Source organism: Ramlibacter sp. bp-362 (genome assembly GCF_054956735.1).
In genome coordinates this window covers 419,457-433,875 of record NZ_JBUDXE010000001.1, presented here as the reverse complement: position 1 = coordinate 433,875, position 14,419 = coordinate 419,457, and the positions used below count along the sequence as shown (strand labels likewise).

15 protein-coding genes are annotated in these 14,419 nt (G+C 70.8%); 9 read left to right on the top strand and 6 right to left on the bottom strand.

The genetic code is table 11. From position 1 onward, the window contains the following. Positions 1-53 precede the first annotated feature (53 nt). Genes ACY0MJ_RS02200 through ACY0MJ_RS02190 form a run of 3 tightly spaced genes read left to right on the top strand, consistent with a single transcriptional unit; the run spans position 54 to position 3,174 of the window. Positions 54-1,817 (top strand): ArnT family glycosyltransferase, encoded by a 1,764-nt coding sequence (locus tag ACY0MJ_RS02200; protein WP_462636627.1) that lies wholly within the window; start codon positions 54-56, stop codon positions 1,815-1,817. Continuing rightward, positions 1,814-2,770, top strand: coding sequence for a glycosyltransferase family 2 protein (locus ACY0MJ_RS02195; protein WP_462636626.1), 957 nt, complete (start codon positions 1,814-1,816; stop codon positions 2,768-2,770). The genes ACY0MJ_RS02200 and ACY0MJ_RS02195 overlap by 4 nt, the downstream gene beginning before the upstream one ends. Continuing rightward, a complete protein-coding gene (locus tag ACY0MJ_RS02190) occupies positions 2,767-3,174 on the top strand; it encodes a GtrA family protein (protein ID WP_462636625.1) in 408 nt (135 codons plus the stop codon). Before ACY0MJ_RS02195 ends, ACY0MJ_RS02190 begins: the two co-directional genes overlap by 4 nt. Here ACY0MJ_RS02190 and ACY0MJ_RS02185 read toward each other — a convergent pair. Beyond that, entirely contained in the window at positions 3,171-4,154 is a 984-nt protein-coding gene (locus ACY0MJ_RS02185; RefSeq protein WP_462636624.1) for a LysR substrate-binding domain-containing protein, read from the bottom strand. The genes ACY0MJ_RS02190 and ACY0MJ_RS02185 overlap by 4 nt on opposite strands. Before the next feature lie 106 nt (positions 4,155-4,260). Here ACY0MJ_RS02185 and ACY0MJ_RS02180 point away from each other — a divergent pair, with 106 nt between their 5' ends. The 4 genes from ACY0MJ_RS02180 to ACY0MJ_RS02165 all read left to right on the top strand — a co-directional run bounded on the left by ACY0MJ_RS02180 (position 4,261) and on the right by ACY0MJ_RS02165 (position 6,923). Then, positions 4,261-4,743 carry a DUF2917 domain-containing protein gene (locus ACY0MJ_RS02180; RefSeq protein WP_462636623.1) on the top strand — a complete coding sequence of 161 codons (483 nt, stop codon included), beginning with the start codon at positions 4,261-4,263 and terminating at the stop codon, positions 4,741-4,743. A gap of 68 nt (positions 4,744-4,811) precedes the next feature. Next, positions 4,812-5,345: a gluconokinase gene (locus tag ACY0MJ_RS02175; RefSeq protein ID WP_462636622.1), complete on the top strand. Its 534-nt coding sequence runs from the start codon at positions 4,812-4,814 to the stop codon at positions 5,343-5,345. Between the two features lie 56 nt (positions 5,346-5,401). Next, on the top strand, positions 5,402-6,391 hold the full coding sequence (locus ACY0MJ_RS02170; RefSeq protein WP_462636621.1) for an MBL fold metallo-hydrolase: 990 nt from the start codon (positions 5,402-5,404) through the stop codon (positions 6,389-6,391). 232 nt (positions 6,392-6,623) lie between these two features. Next, entirely contained in the window at positions 6,624-6,923 is a 300-nt protein-coding gene (locus tag ACY0MJ_RS02165; RefSeq protein ID WP_462636620.1) for a hypothetical protein, read from the top strand. A 3-nt stretch (positions 6,924-6,926) separates the two neighbouring features. Here ACY0MJ_RS02165 and ACY0MJ_RS02160 read toward each other — a convergent pair whose 3' ends face one another. Together ACY0MJ_RS02160 and ACY0MJ_RS02155 are read right to left on the bottom strand one after the other, a co-directional pair. Then, entirely contained in the window at positions 6,927-8,063 is a 1,137-nt protein-coding gene (locus ACY0MJ_RS02160) for an MFS transporter (protein WP_462636619.1), read from the bottom strand. Further along, positions 8,060-8,935, bottom strand: coding sequence for a DUF6279 family lipoprotein (locus ACY0MJ_RS02155; protein ID WP_462636618.1), 876 nt, complete (start codon positions 8,933-8,935; stop codon positions 8,060-8,062). Before ACY0MJ_RS02155 ends, ACY0MJ_RS02160 begins: the two co-directional genes overlap by 4 nt. Before the next feature lie 17 nt (positions 8,936-8,952). Between ACY0MJ_RS02155 and glmU the strand changes: the two genes are divergently transcribed. Further along, on the top strand, positions 8,953-10,347 hold the full coding sequence (gene glmU, locus ACY0MJ_RS02150) for a bifunctional UDP-N-acetylglucosamine diphosphorylase/glucosamine-1-phosphate N-acetyltransferase GlmU (protein ID WP_462636617.1): 1,395 nt from the start codon (positions 8,953-8,955) through the stop codon (positions 10,345-10,347). Between the two features lie 184 nt (positions 10,348-10,531). Here the strand turns inward: glmU and ACY0MJ_RS02145 are convergent, their stop codons facing one another. Next, positions 10,532-11,029, bottom strand: a complete 498-nt coding sequence (locus ACY0MJ_RS02145) for an Lrp/AsnC family transcriptional regulator (RefSeq protein ID WP_462636616.1) — start codon at positions 11,027-11,029, stop codon at positions 10,532-10,534. Between the two features lie 122 nt (positions 11,030-11,151). Here ACY0MJ_RS02145 and glmS point away from each other — a divergent pair, with 122 nt between their 5' ends. Then, on the top strand, positions 11,152-12,996 hold the full coding sequence (gene glmS / locus ACY0MJ_RS02140) for a glutamine--fructose-6-phosphate transaminase (isomerizing) (RefSeq protein WP_462636615.1): 1,845 nt from the start codon (positions 11,152-11,154) through the stop codon (positions 12,994-12,996). 25 nt (positions 12,997-13,021) lie between these two features. On the opposite strand, the gene ACY0MJ_RS02135 is transcribed toward glmS, so the two are convergent. Both ACY0MJ_RS02135 and ACY0MJ_RS02130 read right to left on the bottom strand, forming a co-directional pair. Next, on the bottom strand, positions 13,022-13,666 hold the full coding sequence (locus tag ACY0MJ_RS02135) for an HD domain-containing protein (protein WP_462636614.1): 645 nt from the start codon (positions 13,664-13,666) through the stop codon (positions 13,022-13,024). 35 nt (positions 13,667-13,701) lie between these two features. After that, on the bottom strand, positions 13,702-14,412 hold the full coding sequence (locus tag ACY0MJ_RS02130; protein WP_462636613.1) for a nitroreductase: 711 nt from the start codon (positions 14,410-14,412) through the stop codon (positions 13,702-13,704). Positions 14,413-14,419 lie beyond the last annotated feature (7 nt).

Sequence of the window (14,419 nt, the reverse complement as noted above, 5' to 3'; positions counted from 1 at the left end):
AGATAATCGCCACGGGATGACTCGCGGTGGCGGCCGCAGACTTCAGGAGCCCCGTGGCACTCAAACTCGCCTTTGCCGCGCAGCAGTATGCGCAGCTTCTCGTCCTCGCCGTGCTTGCCTGGGGGCTCGGTCGCACCGCGCTGCGCTTGCTGCATCCGCCCCTGCTCCAGAGCCCGTTCCGGCATGGGGTCGCGCTGGCGACCGGCCTCGGGGTGACGATCGTCCTGCTGCAAGGACTCGCGATCGCCGGCTGGCTGAAGCCCGCGCCCCTCGTCGCCGTCGGCGCGATCGGGTTCGCGCTTGCCGCCGTGGAGGTGGCCCGTTGCCGCCGGTGGCCCTCGCTGCGGGTTGCCGGGGCGCATTGGACGCGGCTTCCGGCGACCAGCCGGCTCCTTTCCGTGGCGGTGCTGGCCCTGGGCGCGTCGACCTTGCTGATGCCGCTGGCGCCGCCGGTGGAGTGGGACGAGCTGATGTACCACCTCCCCCACGCTTCGCAGTGGGCGGAGAGCGGCCGCCTCACGGTGAACGAGTGGCTGCGGTATCCCTGGTTTCCCTACGACTTCGAACTGCTCTACGCCGTCGCGCTGATCGCCGGCAACGACGTCCTGCCGCACCTGATGCACGCGCTCGCCGGCTGGATCACGGCCCTGCTGCTGTTCGGGTGGGCCCGGCAACGCGCCGGGACCGATCGGGCGCTGCTGGCCACGCTGCTCTGGCTGTTCCTGGCGAGCAGCCAGTTCAGGAATGCCTACGTGGACCTCGGCGTGGCGCTGTTCGTGTTCCTGGCCTGCGTGGCGCTGGACGCCTGGCTGCGGGAGCGCGCCGATGCCTGGCTCGTGGTCAGCGCATTCGCCCTCGGGCTGGCGGTGGGATCGAAGTACCAGGCGCTCGGCTTTCTCCCGTTCTTCCTGGTGGCCGCCTGGAAGGGCAGGCCGTCCCCACGCTGGCTCGCCGTGGCCGTCGTCGCCTTCCTGCTGCCTTGTGCCTACTGGTACGGGCGCAACCTGGTGCTCGCGGGTGATCCCTTCGCGCCGTTCGGGGGCCGGCTGTTCGGCTTCACCGACTGGAGTCCCGGCGACTTCAAGTCCCAGTTCGACGACCTGCGTCGGCACGCGGCGCTGCCGCCGGCCCTGCTGTGGCCGGCGCTCGTCGCGCTGGTGTTGCAGGTGCGTGCGCAGGCCGGGGCGCGCCTGCCGGCCGCCTTCGCGGCATGGGGCCTGCTGTTCTGGGCGGCGACGTCGCAGTACCCGCGCTATCTGCTCCCCGTCTATCCGGTGCTGGCGCTGCTCGCGGTGCTCGGGTGGGAACAGCTCGCGCGCCTCGCCTGCCGGCTCCTCCGGCGCGCATGGGTGCCTGCCACGTGGGCGGCCCTGGGGGCGGCAGGCGTGCTGGTCGCTGCCGTGTCGGTCGCTCACGAGGAGGCGGACCGGTCGTGGGGCTTGATCGCACCCACGCCGGAGATGCGCGAGGCATCGCTTTCGCGCCAGCTGCCCGGCTATCCCATGTTGCAGTACCTGCGGGAGCATCCGCAGGGCCGGATCTACCAGATCGGGCTGGAAGGCGAGATCCACTACGCGCCCCAGCCGATCTGGGGCGATCACTTCGGGCCGTGGCGCTATGGCGACTACCTGCGGCTCGACGCGGCGGCGTTGCGCGAGCGCCTCCTGCGCGAAGGCTTCGACGCGCTGCTGGTGCACACTGGCCGCATGAAGACGTGGGGCAAGGTGTCACGGCCGGAGTTCGCGCGGCACTTCGCCCTGGAGCACCAGGAGCGCGCGATCCTCCTGTTCTCCGTGCGCAAGGAGCCGCTGCCATGACGCGCCGGGCACCGCCGGCCGTGCCGGTCGCGGTCGTGATCCCCTGCTACAACGAAGCCGCGGCGATCGCGTCCGTCATCGCGGAGTGCCGGGAGCACCTTCCCTGGGCACGCGTCCACGTGTTCGACAACGGCTCCAGCGACGGCACCGCAGCGATCGCGCGCGGCCTCGGGGCCGAAGTGAGGACCGTGTCGCTGCGGGGCAAGGGAAACGTGGTGCGCCGCATGTTCGCCGACGTCGAAGCGGAGGTCTACGTGCTGGTCGACGGCGACGCGACCTACGACCTGTCCGGGGTGCCGGAGATGGTCGGGCGCCTGCTGGACGAGCGGCTGGACATGGTGGTCGGCACGCGCGTGCCCGAGGGCGACGCCGGCGCGGCCTACCGCGCCGGCCACCAGTGGGGCAACCGGATGCTGACGGCGGCCGTCCGCTCGCTGTTCGGCGGCGCCTTCCAGGACATGCTCTCGGGCCTGCGGGTGTTCTCGCGGCGCTACGTGAAGTCCTTCCCGTCACGTGCGCGCGGGTTCGAAACCGAAACCGAGCTCACGGTCCACGCACTGGAGCTCCGCATGGCGTACGCGGAAGTGCCGGTCCGGTATCGCGCCCGGCCGGAAGGATCGCAAAGCAAGCTCTCCACCTACCGGGATGGTGCCCGCATCCTGCTGACGATCGCCAAGCTCGTGCTGAAGGAGCGGCCCCTCGCCTCGTTCACGCTCGCCGCCGCGCTGCTCTCGCTGCTGTCGGTCGGGTTGGCGGCGCCGATCGTGCTGGAATACATGCACACGGGCCTGGTCCCCCGCTTGCCCACGGCCGTGCTCGCCACCGGGATCATGCTGACCGCGCTGCTTTCGCAGGTCTGCGGCGCCGTCCTCCACGTGGTCACTCTCGGCCGGCAGGAGGCCAAGCAGCTGGCGTACCTCGCGATCCCCGCGCCGCAGGCCAGGGAGCCATGAGCAGGCAGGAGGGCCTGCATCGGCTGGCCCGCTTCGGCATGGTCGGCGTCCTGGGGTTCGTCGTCGACGGCGGGCTGCTCCAGCTGCTGGTGGGCAGCGGCCTGTGCGGGCCGATCGTTGCCCGGCTCGTCTCCTTCCCGACCGCCGTGCTGGCGACCTGGTACCTGAACCGCCGCATCACGTTCGGCGACCACGGGCCGGCGTGGCGCAGCCTCCTGCGCTACGTGCTCGTGAGCTCGCTCGGAACGACCCTCAACTTCGCCGTGTATTCGGCGCTCGTCCTCGGCTCCGGCGCGATGAGCGCCCGTCCGCTGATCCCGTTCGCGATCGCATCCGTCCTCGCGATGGCGCTCAACTACCTGGGGGCCCGGTATTTCGCCTTCCCTGCCAGGCGGAACGACTAGTCGATCGCATCGACCGTATCCGGGTCCGGCACTTCCCCGATCACCTGCCGCGTGATGCGGCTTTGCGTCATGAGCCATTCGCAGAAGGCGCGGATCTCCGGCCTTTGCGCGCTGCGCGGGCCGACGATCAGCCAGTAGGCCATGGGGGAATCCATGCGCAGTTTCGGCAGCGGCTCTACCAGGTCGCCGTTGGCCAGGCTCTCCGACACCAGCGGCAGGCGCGCCAGCACGATGCCCTGGCCCGTGAGCGCCGCCTGCACCATCTGGTAGGCGTAGTTGAAATAGAGCCAGCGCTGCGGCTGAAGCTTGGCGAGCCCGTGCTCGTCGAACCAGCGGCGCCACGTGAGCCACTCGAGATGCGTGGAGTACGCGTCGCCCGCCTCGATCAGCGCGAATTGCGCGACGTCCGCCGGCTTGGTGATCGACGCCTTGCCCTTGAGCAGCCAGGGGCTCGCTACCGGCGTGAGCTGCTCGCCGAACAGGCGGATCGCCTGCGGCGGCATGGTCGCCTGCGGGCCGTAGCGCAGCGCCAGGTCGACGTCGGAGATTTCCAGGTCCAGCTTGTTGTCGGTGGCGTCGATGCGGATGTCGATGTCGGGGTGGGCGCTCTGGAACTGCTCCAGCCGCGGGATCATCCACATCGACGCGAAGGACGCGAAGGTGGTGAGCGCCACCGAGCGCCGGCCCGCGCTCTGGCGGATCTGGCGCACGGCGTTGTCGATGCGCGGCAGCGACTGCGACACGGCCATCAGCAGCAGCGCGCCGGCGCTCGTGAGCTCCACCGCGCGCGTGTGGCGCAGGAACAGGCTCACGCCCACCTCTTCCTCCAGCGACTGGATCTGGCGGCTCACGGCCGACTGCGTCAGCGCCATCTCCTCGGCCGCGGCCCGGAAATTCAGGTGCCGCGCGACCGCCTCGAAGGCGCGCAGGTGGCCGGCGGAGATCGGGCGGGTGCGCAGGTGGGTCTGCGAGTGCTGCATGGGGATTGATGCGGATCGGGAATCAATAGCGTAGCGGGATTTCATTGGACCGCCAAGCGGGCGTGAAAGATCATTCCATTCCGAAATGCCATCGCTGGAGAACACCATGACTGCCTCGTCCGCCGCCTCCGTCCTCGCGTCCGCGCCCGCCGTGGCGCTGCCCGGCACGTGGAAGCTGGTGCGCGGCCGCGCCGTCACGCTGCGTCCCACCAGCGACGGCATCCTGCGCATCGCCCACGGCCGCGTGTGGGCCACCTTCGACGGCCCGCATGGCGCCACGCCCGACGACGCCGGCGACCACATCCTGCAGGTGGGTCGGTCCATGTTCGTGCGCGCCGGCCAGCGCGTGGTGCTGGAAGCGTGGAATGCCTCCGGCGCCTCGTACTTCGCCTGGGATCCCGTCGCGGCGCCCGCGACGGCGCTGCGTCCGCGCCTGAACCTCTCGGGCGTGCTGCAACCGCTCGCCGACTTGCGCGTCGCCGGCGCGCTGGCGCTGCGCGCGCTCGGCCAGCTGGCCGCGGGCCTGGTGCAGCTCGGCTGGGCCCTGCTGCACGGCGGCGGCCGCCGTCCCCACGGCGCGCTCGGCTAGCCGGCCTTTCTCCCTCTCCCGCCCGCAGGAGAGGGCCGGGGTGAGGGCGGGCGCCCATAATCGCCCGCATGCCTCCCGCCCCGCCCGCCGCCCGGCCGCCGCTGCATGTCGTCGTGATGGGCGTGGCCGGCTGCGGCAAGTCGGTGGTGGGCGCGCAGCTCGCCGAACGCCTGGCCCTCCCGCTCATCGAAGGCGACGACTTCCACCCGGACAGCAACATCGCGAAGATGCGCGCCGGCGAGCCGCTGACCGATGCGGACCGCGCCGGCTGGCTGGAGCAGCTGGCACGCGAGCTGCGCGCGCGGCCGCAAGGCGCGGTGCTCACCTGCTCGGCGCTGAAGCGCGCGTACCGCGACACGCTGCGCTCCGCCGTGCCGGCGCTGCACTTCCTGCACCTGTCGCTGACGCCGCACCAGGCGATGGAGCGCGTCGCCGCGCGCACCGACCACTTCTATCCGCCGAGCCTGGTCGCGAGCCAGTTCGAGGCGCTGGAGGATCCGCGCGCGGAGCCGCGCGTGCACGTGGTCGACGCCACGCGCCACGTGGACCGGCTCGTCGGGGAGGCCGTCGAATGGCTGGCGCCCACGTTCAACAATGCGTAACGAGTTACGTTAAGTAGAATGGGGCGATCCCCCTCCCCCGTCCAAGCAGGAGTCCCATGAGCAAAGCCTTTGCGAGCCAGGCCGACCTGGCCGACAAGAAGATCACTTTCGAGCAGCTGTCCGCCCACTGCTGGGCCTACACCGCCGAGGGCGACCCGAACTCCGGCGTGATCATCGGCGACAAGTACGTGATGGTCAGCGACGCCACCGCCACGCCGGCCATGGCGCGCGACCTGATCGCGCGCATCCGCACCATCAGCGACAAGCCGATCAAGTACGTGCTGCTCACGCACTACCACGCCGTGCGCGTGCTCGGCGCCAGCGCCTTCGTCGCGGAAGGCGCGAGCGAGGTGATCGCGAGCCAGGGCACCTACGAGCTGATCGTCGAGCGCGGCAAGGAGGACATGCACTCCGAGATGGACCGCTTCCCGCGCCTGTTCCGCAACGCGGAGACGGTGCCCGGCCTCACCTGGCCGACGCTCGTGATCGGCGGCGGCGACCCGGCCGCCGGCGAGGTGCCCGGCAAGCTGACGCTGGATTTGGGCGGGGTGCGCGTGCAGGTCTGGTCGCCCGGCTGGGGCCACACCCGCGGCGACACCATCGCCTGGGTGGAAGAGGAGAAGGTGCTGTTCTCCGGCGACCTGGTCGAATACAACGCCGGCGTCTACACGGGCGACGCCCACCTGCAGGAATGGCCGGCGGCGCTGGAAGCGCTGCGCGCGCTGAAGCCCGAGGCCCTGGTGCCCGGCCGCGGCGAGGCGATGAAGGGCAACGCGCAGGTGAACAAGGCGCTCGACTACACCAAGCAGTGGGTCGAGACGCTGTTCCGCTGCGCCAAGGAAGCGGCCGCCGCCAACATGGACCTGAAGGCCACGATGGCCCACGTCCGCAAGGCCATGGACCCGATCTTCGGCCACGTGTTCATCTACGAGCACTGCCTGCCCTTCGACGTGAGCCGCGCCTACGACGAGGCGCGCGGCATCAAGAACCCGCGCGTGTGGACGGCGGAGCGGGACAAGGAGATGTGGGCGTCCTTGCAGGCGTGAGGGGGGATGCTGGGGTTCGCTGCGCTCACCGCCAGCCTACGGAACCTCGGCATTCCCAAGCCTCCCGGCATTCCTGCGAACCCCGGTTTTCGTAGGCTGGCGGTGAGCCGCAGGCGAACCCCAGCTCTTGTAGTCCTCCACCGACACCGCTGACACTCGCCGGACGACAGCGCGCCCCCAGCCCGCTTCCTAAGCTGGACGGTCTTCCCGTCCCTCCAGAGGAGAACGACCCATGGCCGACGACAAGCCCGTGCCGCGCATCCTGCAGCAGCAACCGCAGCGCGACAGCGACCCGCAGCAGCAGCGCGCCGGCGCCACCGACTTCCAGTCCCGCCCCGAAGGGCAGGACCAGGTGGAAGGCGAGGGCAGCTACACCGCCACGCGCGACTACCAGAAGAACATCAAGGAGTACCTGGACAAGGCCGACGTCCAGTCCGACGCGGAAGCGGCCAAGCCGCGCTCCGAATCCGAAGCGCGCGAGCTGGAACAGGCCGAGCGCGAAGGCAAGTCGCACTCCAGGGGCGAGCACTGATCTTCAGCGCGCCGCCCGCCGCGCCGCGATGAGCGCGGCGATGGCGAGCAGCGCGAGAACCAGCGCCAGTCCCGGCGCGCCGCCGGCCTGCAGCGCCGAGCCGCTGGCGACCGGCCCCAGCGTGCCGCCCCAGGTGTAGCCGGTGATCATGGCCGCCGCCCCGCCCGCGGTGGCGCGCCCGGCGAAGGCGTGCGCCACCTGCACCATCGTCAGCGTGTACAGCGCACCGCCGACGCCGCCCCACACGAATCCGCAGGCCCACAGCAGCCAGGGCGCGCGGCCCGTGAACGCCATGGCGAGGCTCGCTGCCAGCAGCGCCACGGCCGCTGCCGTGAACACGCTGCGCAGCGCGTAGCGGTCGGCGGCCCAGCCCGCCGGGTACTGCATCAGCAGGCTGCCGACGCCGATCGCCCCGGCGACGCTGGCCGCGGCGCGCAGGTCCAGGCCCGTCGCCGATGCATGCGCCGCGCCGACGGCGCCCAGCCCCGCCTCGAACACCCCGCCGCAAAAGGCCAGCAGCGCGAGCCAGGGCACGAGCCGCAGCGCATGCCAGGTGCCGGTGTGCGCGCGCTCGCCGGCCTGCGGCACGTGCGGCCGCGCCGTGACGGCGAGCAGCAGGCAGCCGCCCACCATCGACGCCGCCAGCCAGAGCACGGTGTGCGCCTGCAGCTGCAGCAAGCCCGGGAGGAAGGGCCCGATCGCCAGCGCCGCGCCCAGCGCCGTCTGGTACAGGCCCATCACGCGGCCGCGCATGGCGGGCGGCGCTTCTTCCGCGAGCAGCGCTTCGGTGGTGTTCCACAGGGCCGCGGCACCGCAGCCCGCGACCATCGATCCCGCCACCCAGGTGCCCGGATGGTCCGAAGCGACATAGCCCAGCACGCCCGCCAGTTGCAGCACCGCACCGGCGCGGTAGGTGCGCAAGGCGCCCCAGCGCTGGAGCACGCGCGGCATCGCGGGCATCAACACGCCCACCATCAGGAAGGGCAGCATGGAGAACGCGCCCACCAGGGCCGTGCCATGCCCGGCCTGCTGCAGCAGGATCGCCAGCACCGGCCCGGTCATGGCGGACGCCATGACGATCAGCGTCGTGGCGGCCCCGAGCCGCCAGACGAGTGCCAGGCCGGAAGAAGCCCCGCTCACCGGGCCTGCGCCAGTTCGCGCAGGTCGCGCTGCCAGCCGCGCAGCCGGCGCGCCGCTTCCTCGCGCTGCGCGGGCGTGGTGCTCGCGTGCACGGCGGAGAAGAGCGCGCAGCCTTCCTGCAGCAGGCCTTCCTGCCAGGCGCGGTCTTCCGGGTCGGGCGCACGCCGCGCGCGCTCCAGCCAGCCGCGCAGTTCGGCGCGCGCCAGCTCGGGGCCGGCCTCGGGCGCCGTCACGCGCCGCAGCACCTGCAGCAGGTCCTGCTGGCGGCGCTGGCGCAGGGCGAGGAGGCGCTCCGGGTCGTAGATCGAGCGCGCGATGCCTTCGCGCAGCACCGCGCGCTGCGGGTCCTCGAGCCGGCCGTAGAGCATCTCGAAGCGGTCGAGCAGCTGATCGAGGCGCTTTTGCAGCCGCTCGGGCGCGGCGGGATCGACCGATTCCTTGCGGAAGCTCTCGTTGCGGCTGCGGAACTTGCGCTCGACGTGGCGCAGCTGCTGCGCGTCCAGGCTGGTGGCGATCGCCACCACGGCGGGCTCGGCGACTTCGGCGGTGGCGTCGGCACGCGCTTCCAGCTGCCGCACGAAGCCGCAGGCCTCCCGCGGCGTGATCTCGCCGGGGATGCGCTCCTCCAGCTCGCCCAGGAGCGCGGCCAGCCGCGGCAGCTCGTTGCGCCGGTGCCAGGCCTGCAGCCGGGCGAGCTCCGCGCGGACCTGCACCCGCTGCTCGTCGCTGAAGTCCGCGAAGCCGTCGAGCCACCAGTAGGCGAGCTCCGGCAGCGTGGCGTAGCCCAGCTTCAGCGCGCTGCAGGCCGCGAGCGCCAGCGTGGCGGCGAGCGCAAGGATAATGCCGACCATGCGGAAGCGATCCAGCTTCATGGTGTGAAGGGTAAGTGATGAAAGCAGTCGACGTGGTGGTGATGGCGGCCGGCAAGGGCACGCGCATGAAGAGCCGGACGGCCAAGGTGCTGCACCGCCTGGGCGGGCGCCCGCTGATCGCGCACGTGATGGACACGGCGCAGGCGCTGCACGCGCGCCGGACGATCGTGATCACCGGCCATGGCGCCGAGGACGTCGAGTCCTGGCTGCGCGATGCCGCGTCCGCCGCGGGCCGCGCCGCGCCCGACTTCGTGCGGCAGGAGCCGCAGCTGGGGACCGGGCATGCCGTGCAGCAGGTCGTGCCGGTGCTGCCGGACGACGGCATCGCGCTGATCCTCAACGGCGACGTGCCGCTGATCCGCCCGGCCACGCTGCAGGCGCTGGTGGACAAGTGCGGCGGCGAGCGGCTGGCCCTGCTCACCATGGAGATGGCCGACCCCACCGGCTACGGGCGCATCGTGCGGCAGGGCGAGGCCGTGCAGGCGATCGTGGAGCACAAGGACGCGACGCACGCGCAGCGCGCCATCCGCGAGGTCTACACGGGCTTCATGGCCGTGCCTTCGGCGAAGCTGAAGGACTGGCTCGCCCGCCTGAAGAACGACAACGCGCAGCGCGAGTACTACCTGACGGACATCGTCGGCTTCGCGGTCGCGGACGGCTGCGATGTCGTCGCCTCGTCCGCTTCCGAGCAGGTCGAGGTGGACGGCGTCAACAGCCCGGTGCAGCTGGCCGACCTGGAGCGCGCCTACCAGCGGCGGCAGGCCAACGCGCTGATGGAGCAGGGCGTGCGCCTGGCCGACCCGGCGCGCTTCGACGTGCGCGGCACGCTTGCCTGCGGGCAGGACGTGGAGATCGACGTCAACTGCGTGTTCGAAGGCGACGTGAAGCTGGGCGAGGGCGTGCGCGTCGGCGCCAATTGCGTGATCGCGAACGCGGAGATCGCCGCGGGCGCGGTGATCCACCCCTTCACGCACATCGACGGCGAGGCGGCCGGCGTGCAGGTGGGCGAGGGCGCGCTGGTCGGCCCCTTCGCGCGCCTGCGTCCGGGCGCGCAGCTGGGGCCGGAGGTGCACATCGGCAACTTCGTCGAGGTGAAGAACTCCACGATGGCGCGCGGCGCCAAGGCCAACCACCTCGCGTACCTGGGCGACGCGACGGTGGGCGAGCGCGTGAACTACGGCGCTGGCAGCATCACGGCCAACTACGACGGCGCGCGCAAGCACCGCACGGTGATCGAGGCGGACGTGCACGTGGGCAGCAACTGCGTGCTGGTGGCGCCGGTGACGGTGGCGCAGGGCGGCACGGTGGGTGCGGGGTCGGTGGTGAGCAAGGACACGCCCGCCGGTTCGCTGACTGTCGCACGGGCGCGGCAGGCGAGCATCGCGAACTGGCAGCGGCCGAAGAAGAAGTGAGCGCGCAGGCGGTGGGGTTCGCTGTCGCTCACCTGCCGCGGCCGCAGCCGCGCCACCCTACGAAAGGCGGCTTGCCGTAGGGTGGCGGCGGCGCGCCGCCGGAAGGTGAGCGACGCGACCGAGCGCTGCGACCGCAGCGCGTAGCCTGAGACGAAGGCGTAGCCGAGACTCAGCACCCCACCGATCACGCGCCGCGCGCCGGCAACGGAATCCGCGGCCGGAACTTCCCCCGCTTCACCGAAAAGAACGCCTTCACGTTCCGCACGTTCGCGTCGCTGGTGAACAGCCGCTGCGCCAGCGCCAGGTAATCCGGCATGTCGCGCGCATGCACGACCAGCACGAAATCGGGCCCGGGCGACACGCGATAGCACTGCTGCACCGCTTCGTCCGCGATCACGCGCTCCTCGAAGGCCTCCTGCTCCGCGTTCCCCTGCCGGTCCAGAGAGACCTCCACCACCGCCTCCAGCCCGTGCCCGAGCACTGCTGCGACCCGCTCGGGGTTCAGCACCGCGATCTCGCGCTCGATCAGGCCGGCGTCGCGCAGGCGCTTCACCCGCCGCAGGCAGGTGGCCGGGGAGATGTGGACCTGCGCCGCGAGGTCCTGGTTGCTCAGGCCGCAGTCCTCCTGCAATCGGGCAAGGAGGGCGAGATCGGTGGCATCGAGATCCGTTTCGGATGGCATTTTGAAAGTTTATTGCATACGCGATATCCGATGCAATAAATCAGCAAACTACCAGAAATTCAGCAAGCTAATTGCACGCGTGAGCGCCTACATTGCCAAGCATCCATCCACGAGGTGATCCCATGTGCGGCATCGTCGGCGCGGTCTCCACGCGCAACATCGTTCCCATCCTGGTCCAGGGCCTGCAGCGCCTGGAATACCGCGGCTACGACTCCTGCGGGGTCGCCGTCTACGCCGACGGCCTGAAGCGGGCCCGCAGCACGGCGCGCGTCGCCGAGCTCATGTCGCAGGTCGACGGCGAGCACATCGCGGGCGGCACCGGCATCGCCCACACGCGCTGGGCGACGCACGGCGCGCCGGCGGTGCACAACGCGCACCCCCATTTCAGCCACGGCACCGGCGAAGCCGGACCCGAGACGCCGGGACGCGTGGCGCTGGTGCACAACGGCATCATCGAGAACCACGACGAGCTGCGGGCGATGCTCCAGGCCAAGGGCTACCGCTTCACCAGCCAGACCGACACCGAGGTGATCGCGCACCTGGTGGACAGCCTCTACGAAGGCGACCTGTTCGAGGCGGTGAAGGCCGCGACGGCGCAACTGCACGGGGCCTACGCCATCGCCGTGTTCTGCAAGGACGAACCGCACCGCGTGGTCGGCGCGCGCGCCGGCTCGCCGCTGGTGCTGGGCGTGGGCAAGGAAGAGAACTTCCTCGCCAGCGACGCGATGGCGCTGGCCGGCGTGACCGACCAGATCGTCTACCTGGAAGAGGGCGACCTGGTGGACCTGCAGCTGGGGCGCTACTGGATCGTCGACCGCAGCCACCGCCCCGTCGAGCGGCCGGTGAAGACGGTGCAGGCGCACAGCGGCGCGGCGGAGCTCGGCCCGTACCGCCACTACATGCAGAAGGAGATCTTCGAGCAGCCGCGCGCGATCGCCGACACGCTGCAGGGCATCGAGCACGTCTCGCCGGAACTGTTCGGCGACGGCGCCTGGCGCATCTTCAAGGAAGTGGATTCGGTGCTGATCCTCGCCTGCGGCACCAGCTACTACAGCGGCTGCACCGCCAAGTACTGGCTGGAACGCGTCGCGAAGATCCCGACGCAGGTGGAGATCGCCAGCGAATACCGCTACCGCGACAGCGTCCCCAACCCGCGCACGCTGGTGGTGACCATCAGCCAGTCGGGCGAGACGGCCGACACGCTGGCGGCGCTGAAGCACGCGCGCTCGCTGGGCATGGAGCAAACGCTGACGGTGTGCAACGTGTCCACGTCGGCGATGGTGCGCGAATGCAAGCTGGCCTACATCACCCGCGCCGGCGTCGAGATCGGCGTGGCCTCCACCAAGGCCTTCACGACGCAGCTCGCGGGCCTGTTCCTGCTGACGCTGGCGCTGGCGCAGGTGCGCGGCCACCTCACCGAAACGCAGGAAGCGCAGCACCTGAAGGACATGCGCCACCTCCCCACCGCGCTGCAGGCCGTGCTGGCCCTGGAGCCGCAGGTGATCAGCTGGGCCGAGGACTTCGCCAACAAGGAAAACGCGCTCTTCCTCGGGCGCGGCATGCACTACCCGATCGCGCTGGAAGGCGCGCTGAAGCTGAAGGAGATCAGCTACATCCACGCCGAGGCCTACCCGGCCGGCGAGCTGAAGCACGGCCCGCTGGCGCTGGTGACCAGCGAGATGCCGGTGGTGACGGTGGCCCCGAACGACGCGCTGCTGGAAAAGCTGAAGAGCAACATGCAGGAAGTGCGTGCGCGCGGTGGCGTGCTCTATGTGCTGGCGGATGCGGACAGCCGGATCGAGAACAGCGAGGGCGTGCACGTGATCCGGATGCCGGAGCACTACGGCACCCTCAGCCCGCTGCTGCACGTGGTTCCGCTGCAGCTGCTGGCGTATCACACGGCGTGCGCGCGGGGGACGGATGTGGACAAGCCGAGGAACCTGGCGAAGAGCGTGACGGTGGAGTGACGGTCACGCCCGGCGTCTGCCGGAATCAATCCTGCCACTTCGATGCGCGGATCACCGCGCACATGTCCACGCGCCGGAACTGCGGGTCCTTGCACGCGAGGAAGTCGTCATTGAAGGTGCCGACGGTGCTGTCCGGGCGGTGCTTCATGCCCTGGTAGAACGCGTCGATGATGCCGCTCTTGAAGTCCGGCTCCCGCGGGAACGCGGCGAGCACGGCTTCCCGTTCGGCATCGGTGAACTGCTCATAGCCGCGCCCCGCCACGTCCATGCCCGCGCCCGCCTGCACCAGCGCGATCTCGGGGCGCATGAACTGCGGGATGCCCGGTGTCGTGTGCAGCGCGACGGCGTTCCAGACCGTCTCGATGTCGCCTTCGGAAATGCCATGGCCGCGCAGGAAATCGCGCGCCGCGTTCGCGCCGTCGACCTCGAAGCGGAGCTGGCTGCCCTCGTAGCGGGCGGTGAGCCCGATGTCGTGGAACATGGACGCCGCGTAGAGCAGCTCGGCGTCGTACTTCAGTCCCTTGCGGCGGCCGGCGAGGCAGCCCCAGCAGTAGCAGCGCAGGGAGTGGCGGTAGAGCAGTTCGCTCTCGGTGTCGCGAACGAACTCGGTGATTTCGCGGGCGAGCTGGCTGTCCGGGATCGGGATTCCGGAGACTTCCTTGGGGGTCATGGCGTTTCCCTGGATCGGTGGAAAGGCAGTGGACGTCACTGCGCGGAGGGGCTGCCGGGGAAGCCGAGGATCCGCGCGAAGTCGCTGACGCGCTCGCGCGGCATCGCGGCCTGGTTCACCGGCGCCTCGGGATCGCCGTAGCCCAGGGACATGCCGAAGACGGTCACCTCCTCGGGCGGCAGCCGCAGATGCTCGGCGATCACGGAATGGAACGGGGCGAAGGAGACCTGGGGGCAGGTGTCGAGGCCGCGCGCCTTCGCCGCCAGCATCACCGTCTGGGCGAACATGCCCAGGTCGAGCCAGCTGTGCGGCTTCAGCCGGCGGTCGATCGCGAAGATGAGGCCGACGGGCGCACCGAAGAAGTGGAAGTTCCGCTCCGACTGGCGGGTGCGCGCAACGACGTCGGTACGCTCGATCTTCAGCGAGGCGTAGTAGCGCGCACCGAAGTCCTGCACCCGCGCGCGGAACACGTCGGGCAGCGGATCGGGAAAGTGTGCCGGGGCCGGCATGGTGCCGGCGCGCGAGGCCGCCACCAGCGCATCACCGAGCTCGTCCTTCACCTGGCCGGCGACCACGTAGACGCGCCAGGGCTGGACGTTCGCGCCGCTCGGCGCGGTGGAGGCGTCCGCCAGGATCGCTTCCACCACTTCGCGGTCGACGGTCATGCGCTTGAACGCGCGGGTCGCGCGTCGCGAGTGCATGACCGTGGAGACGCATTGCGCAAGGAAGGTAGGCTGGGTGCTCATGTGCTGC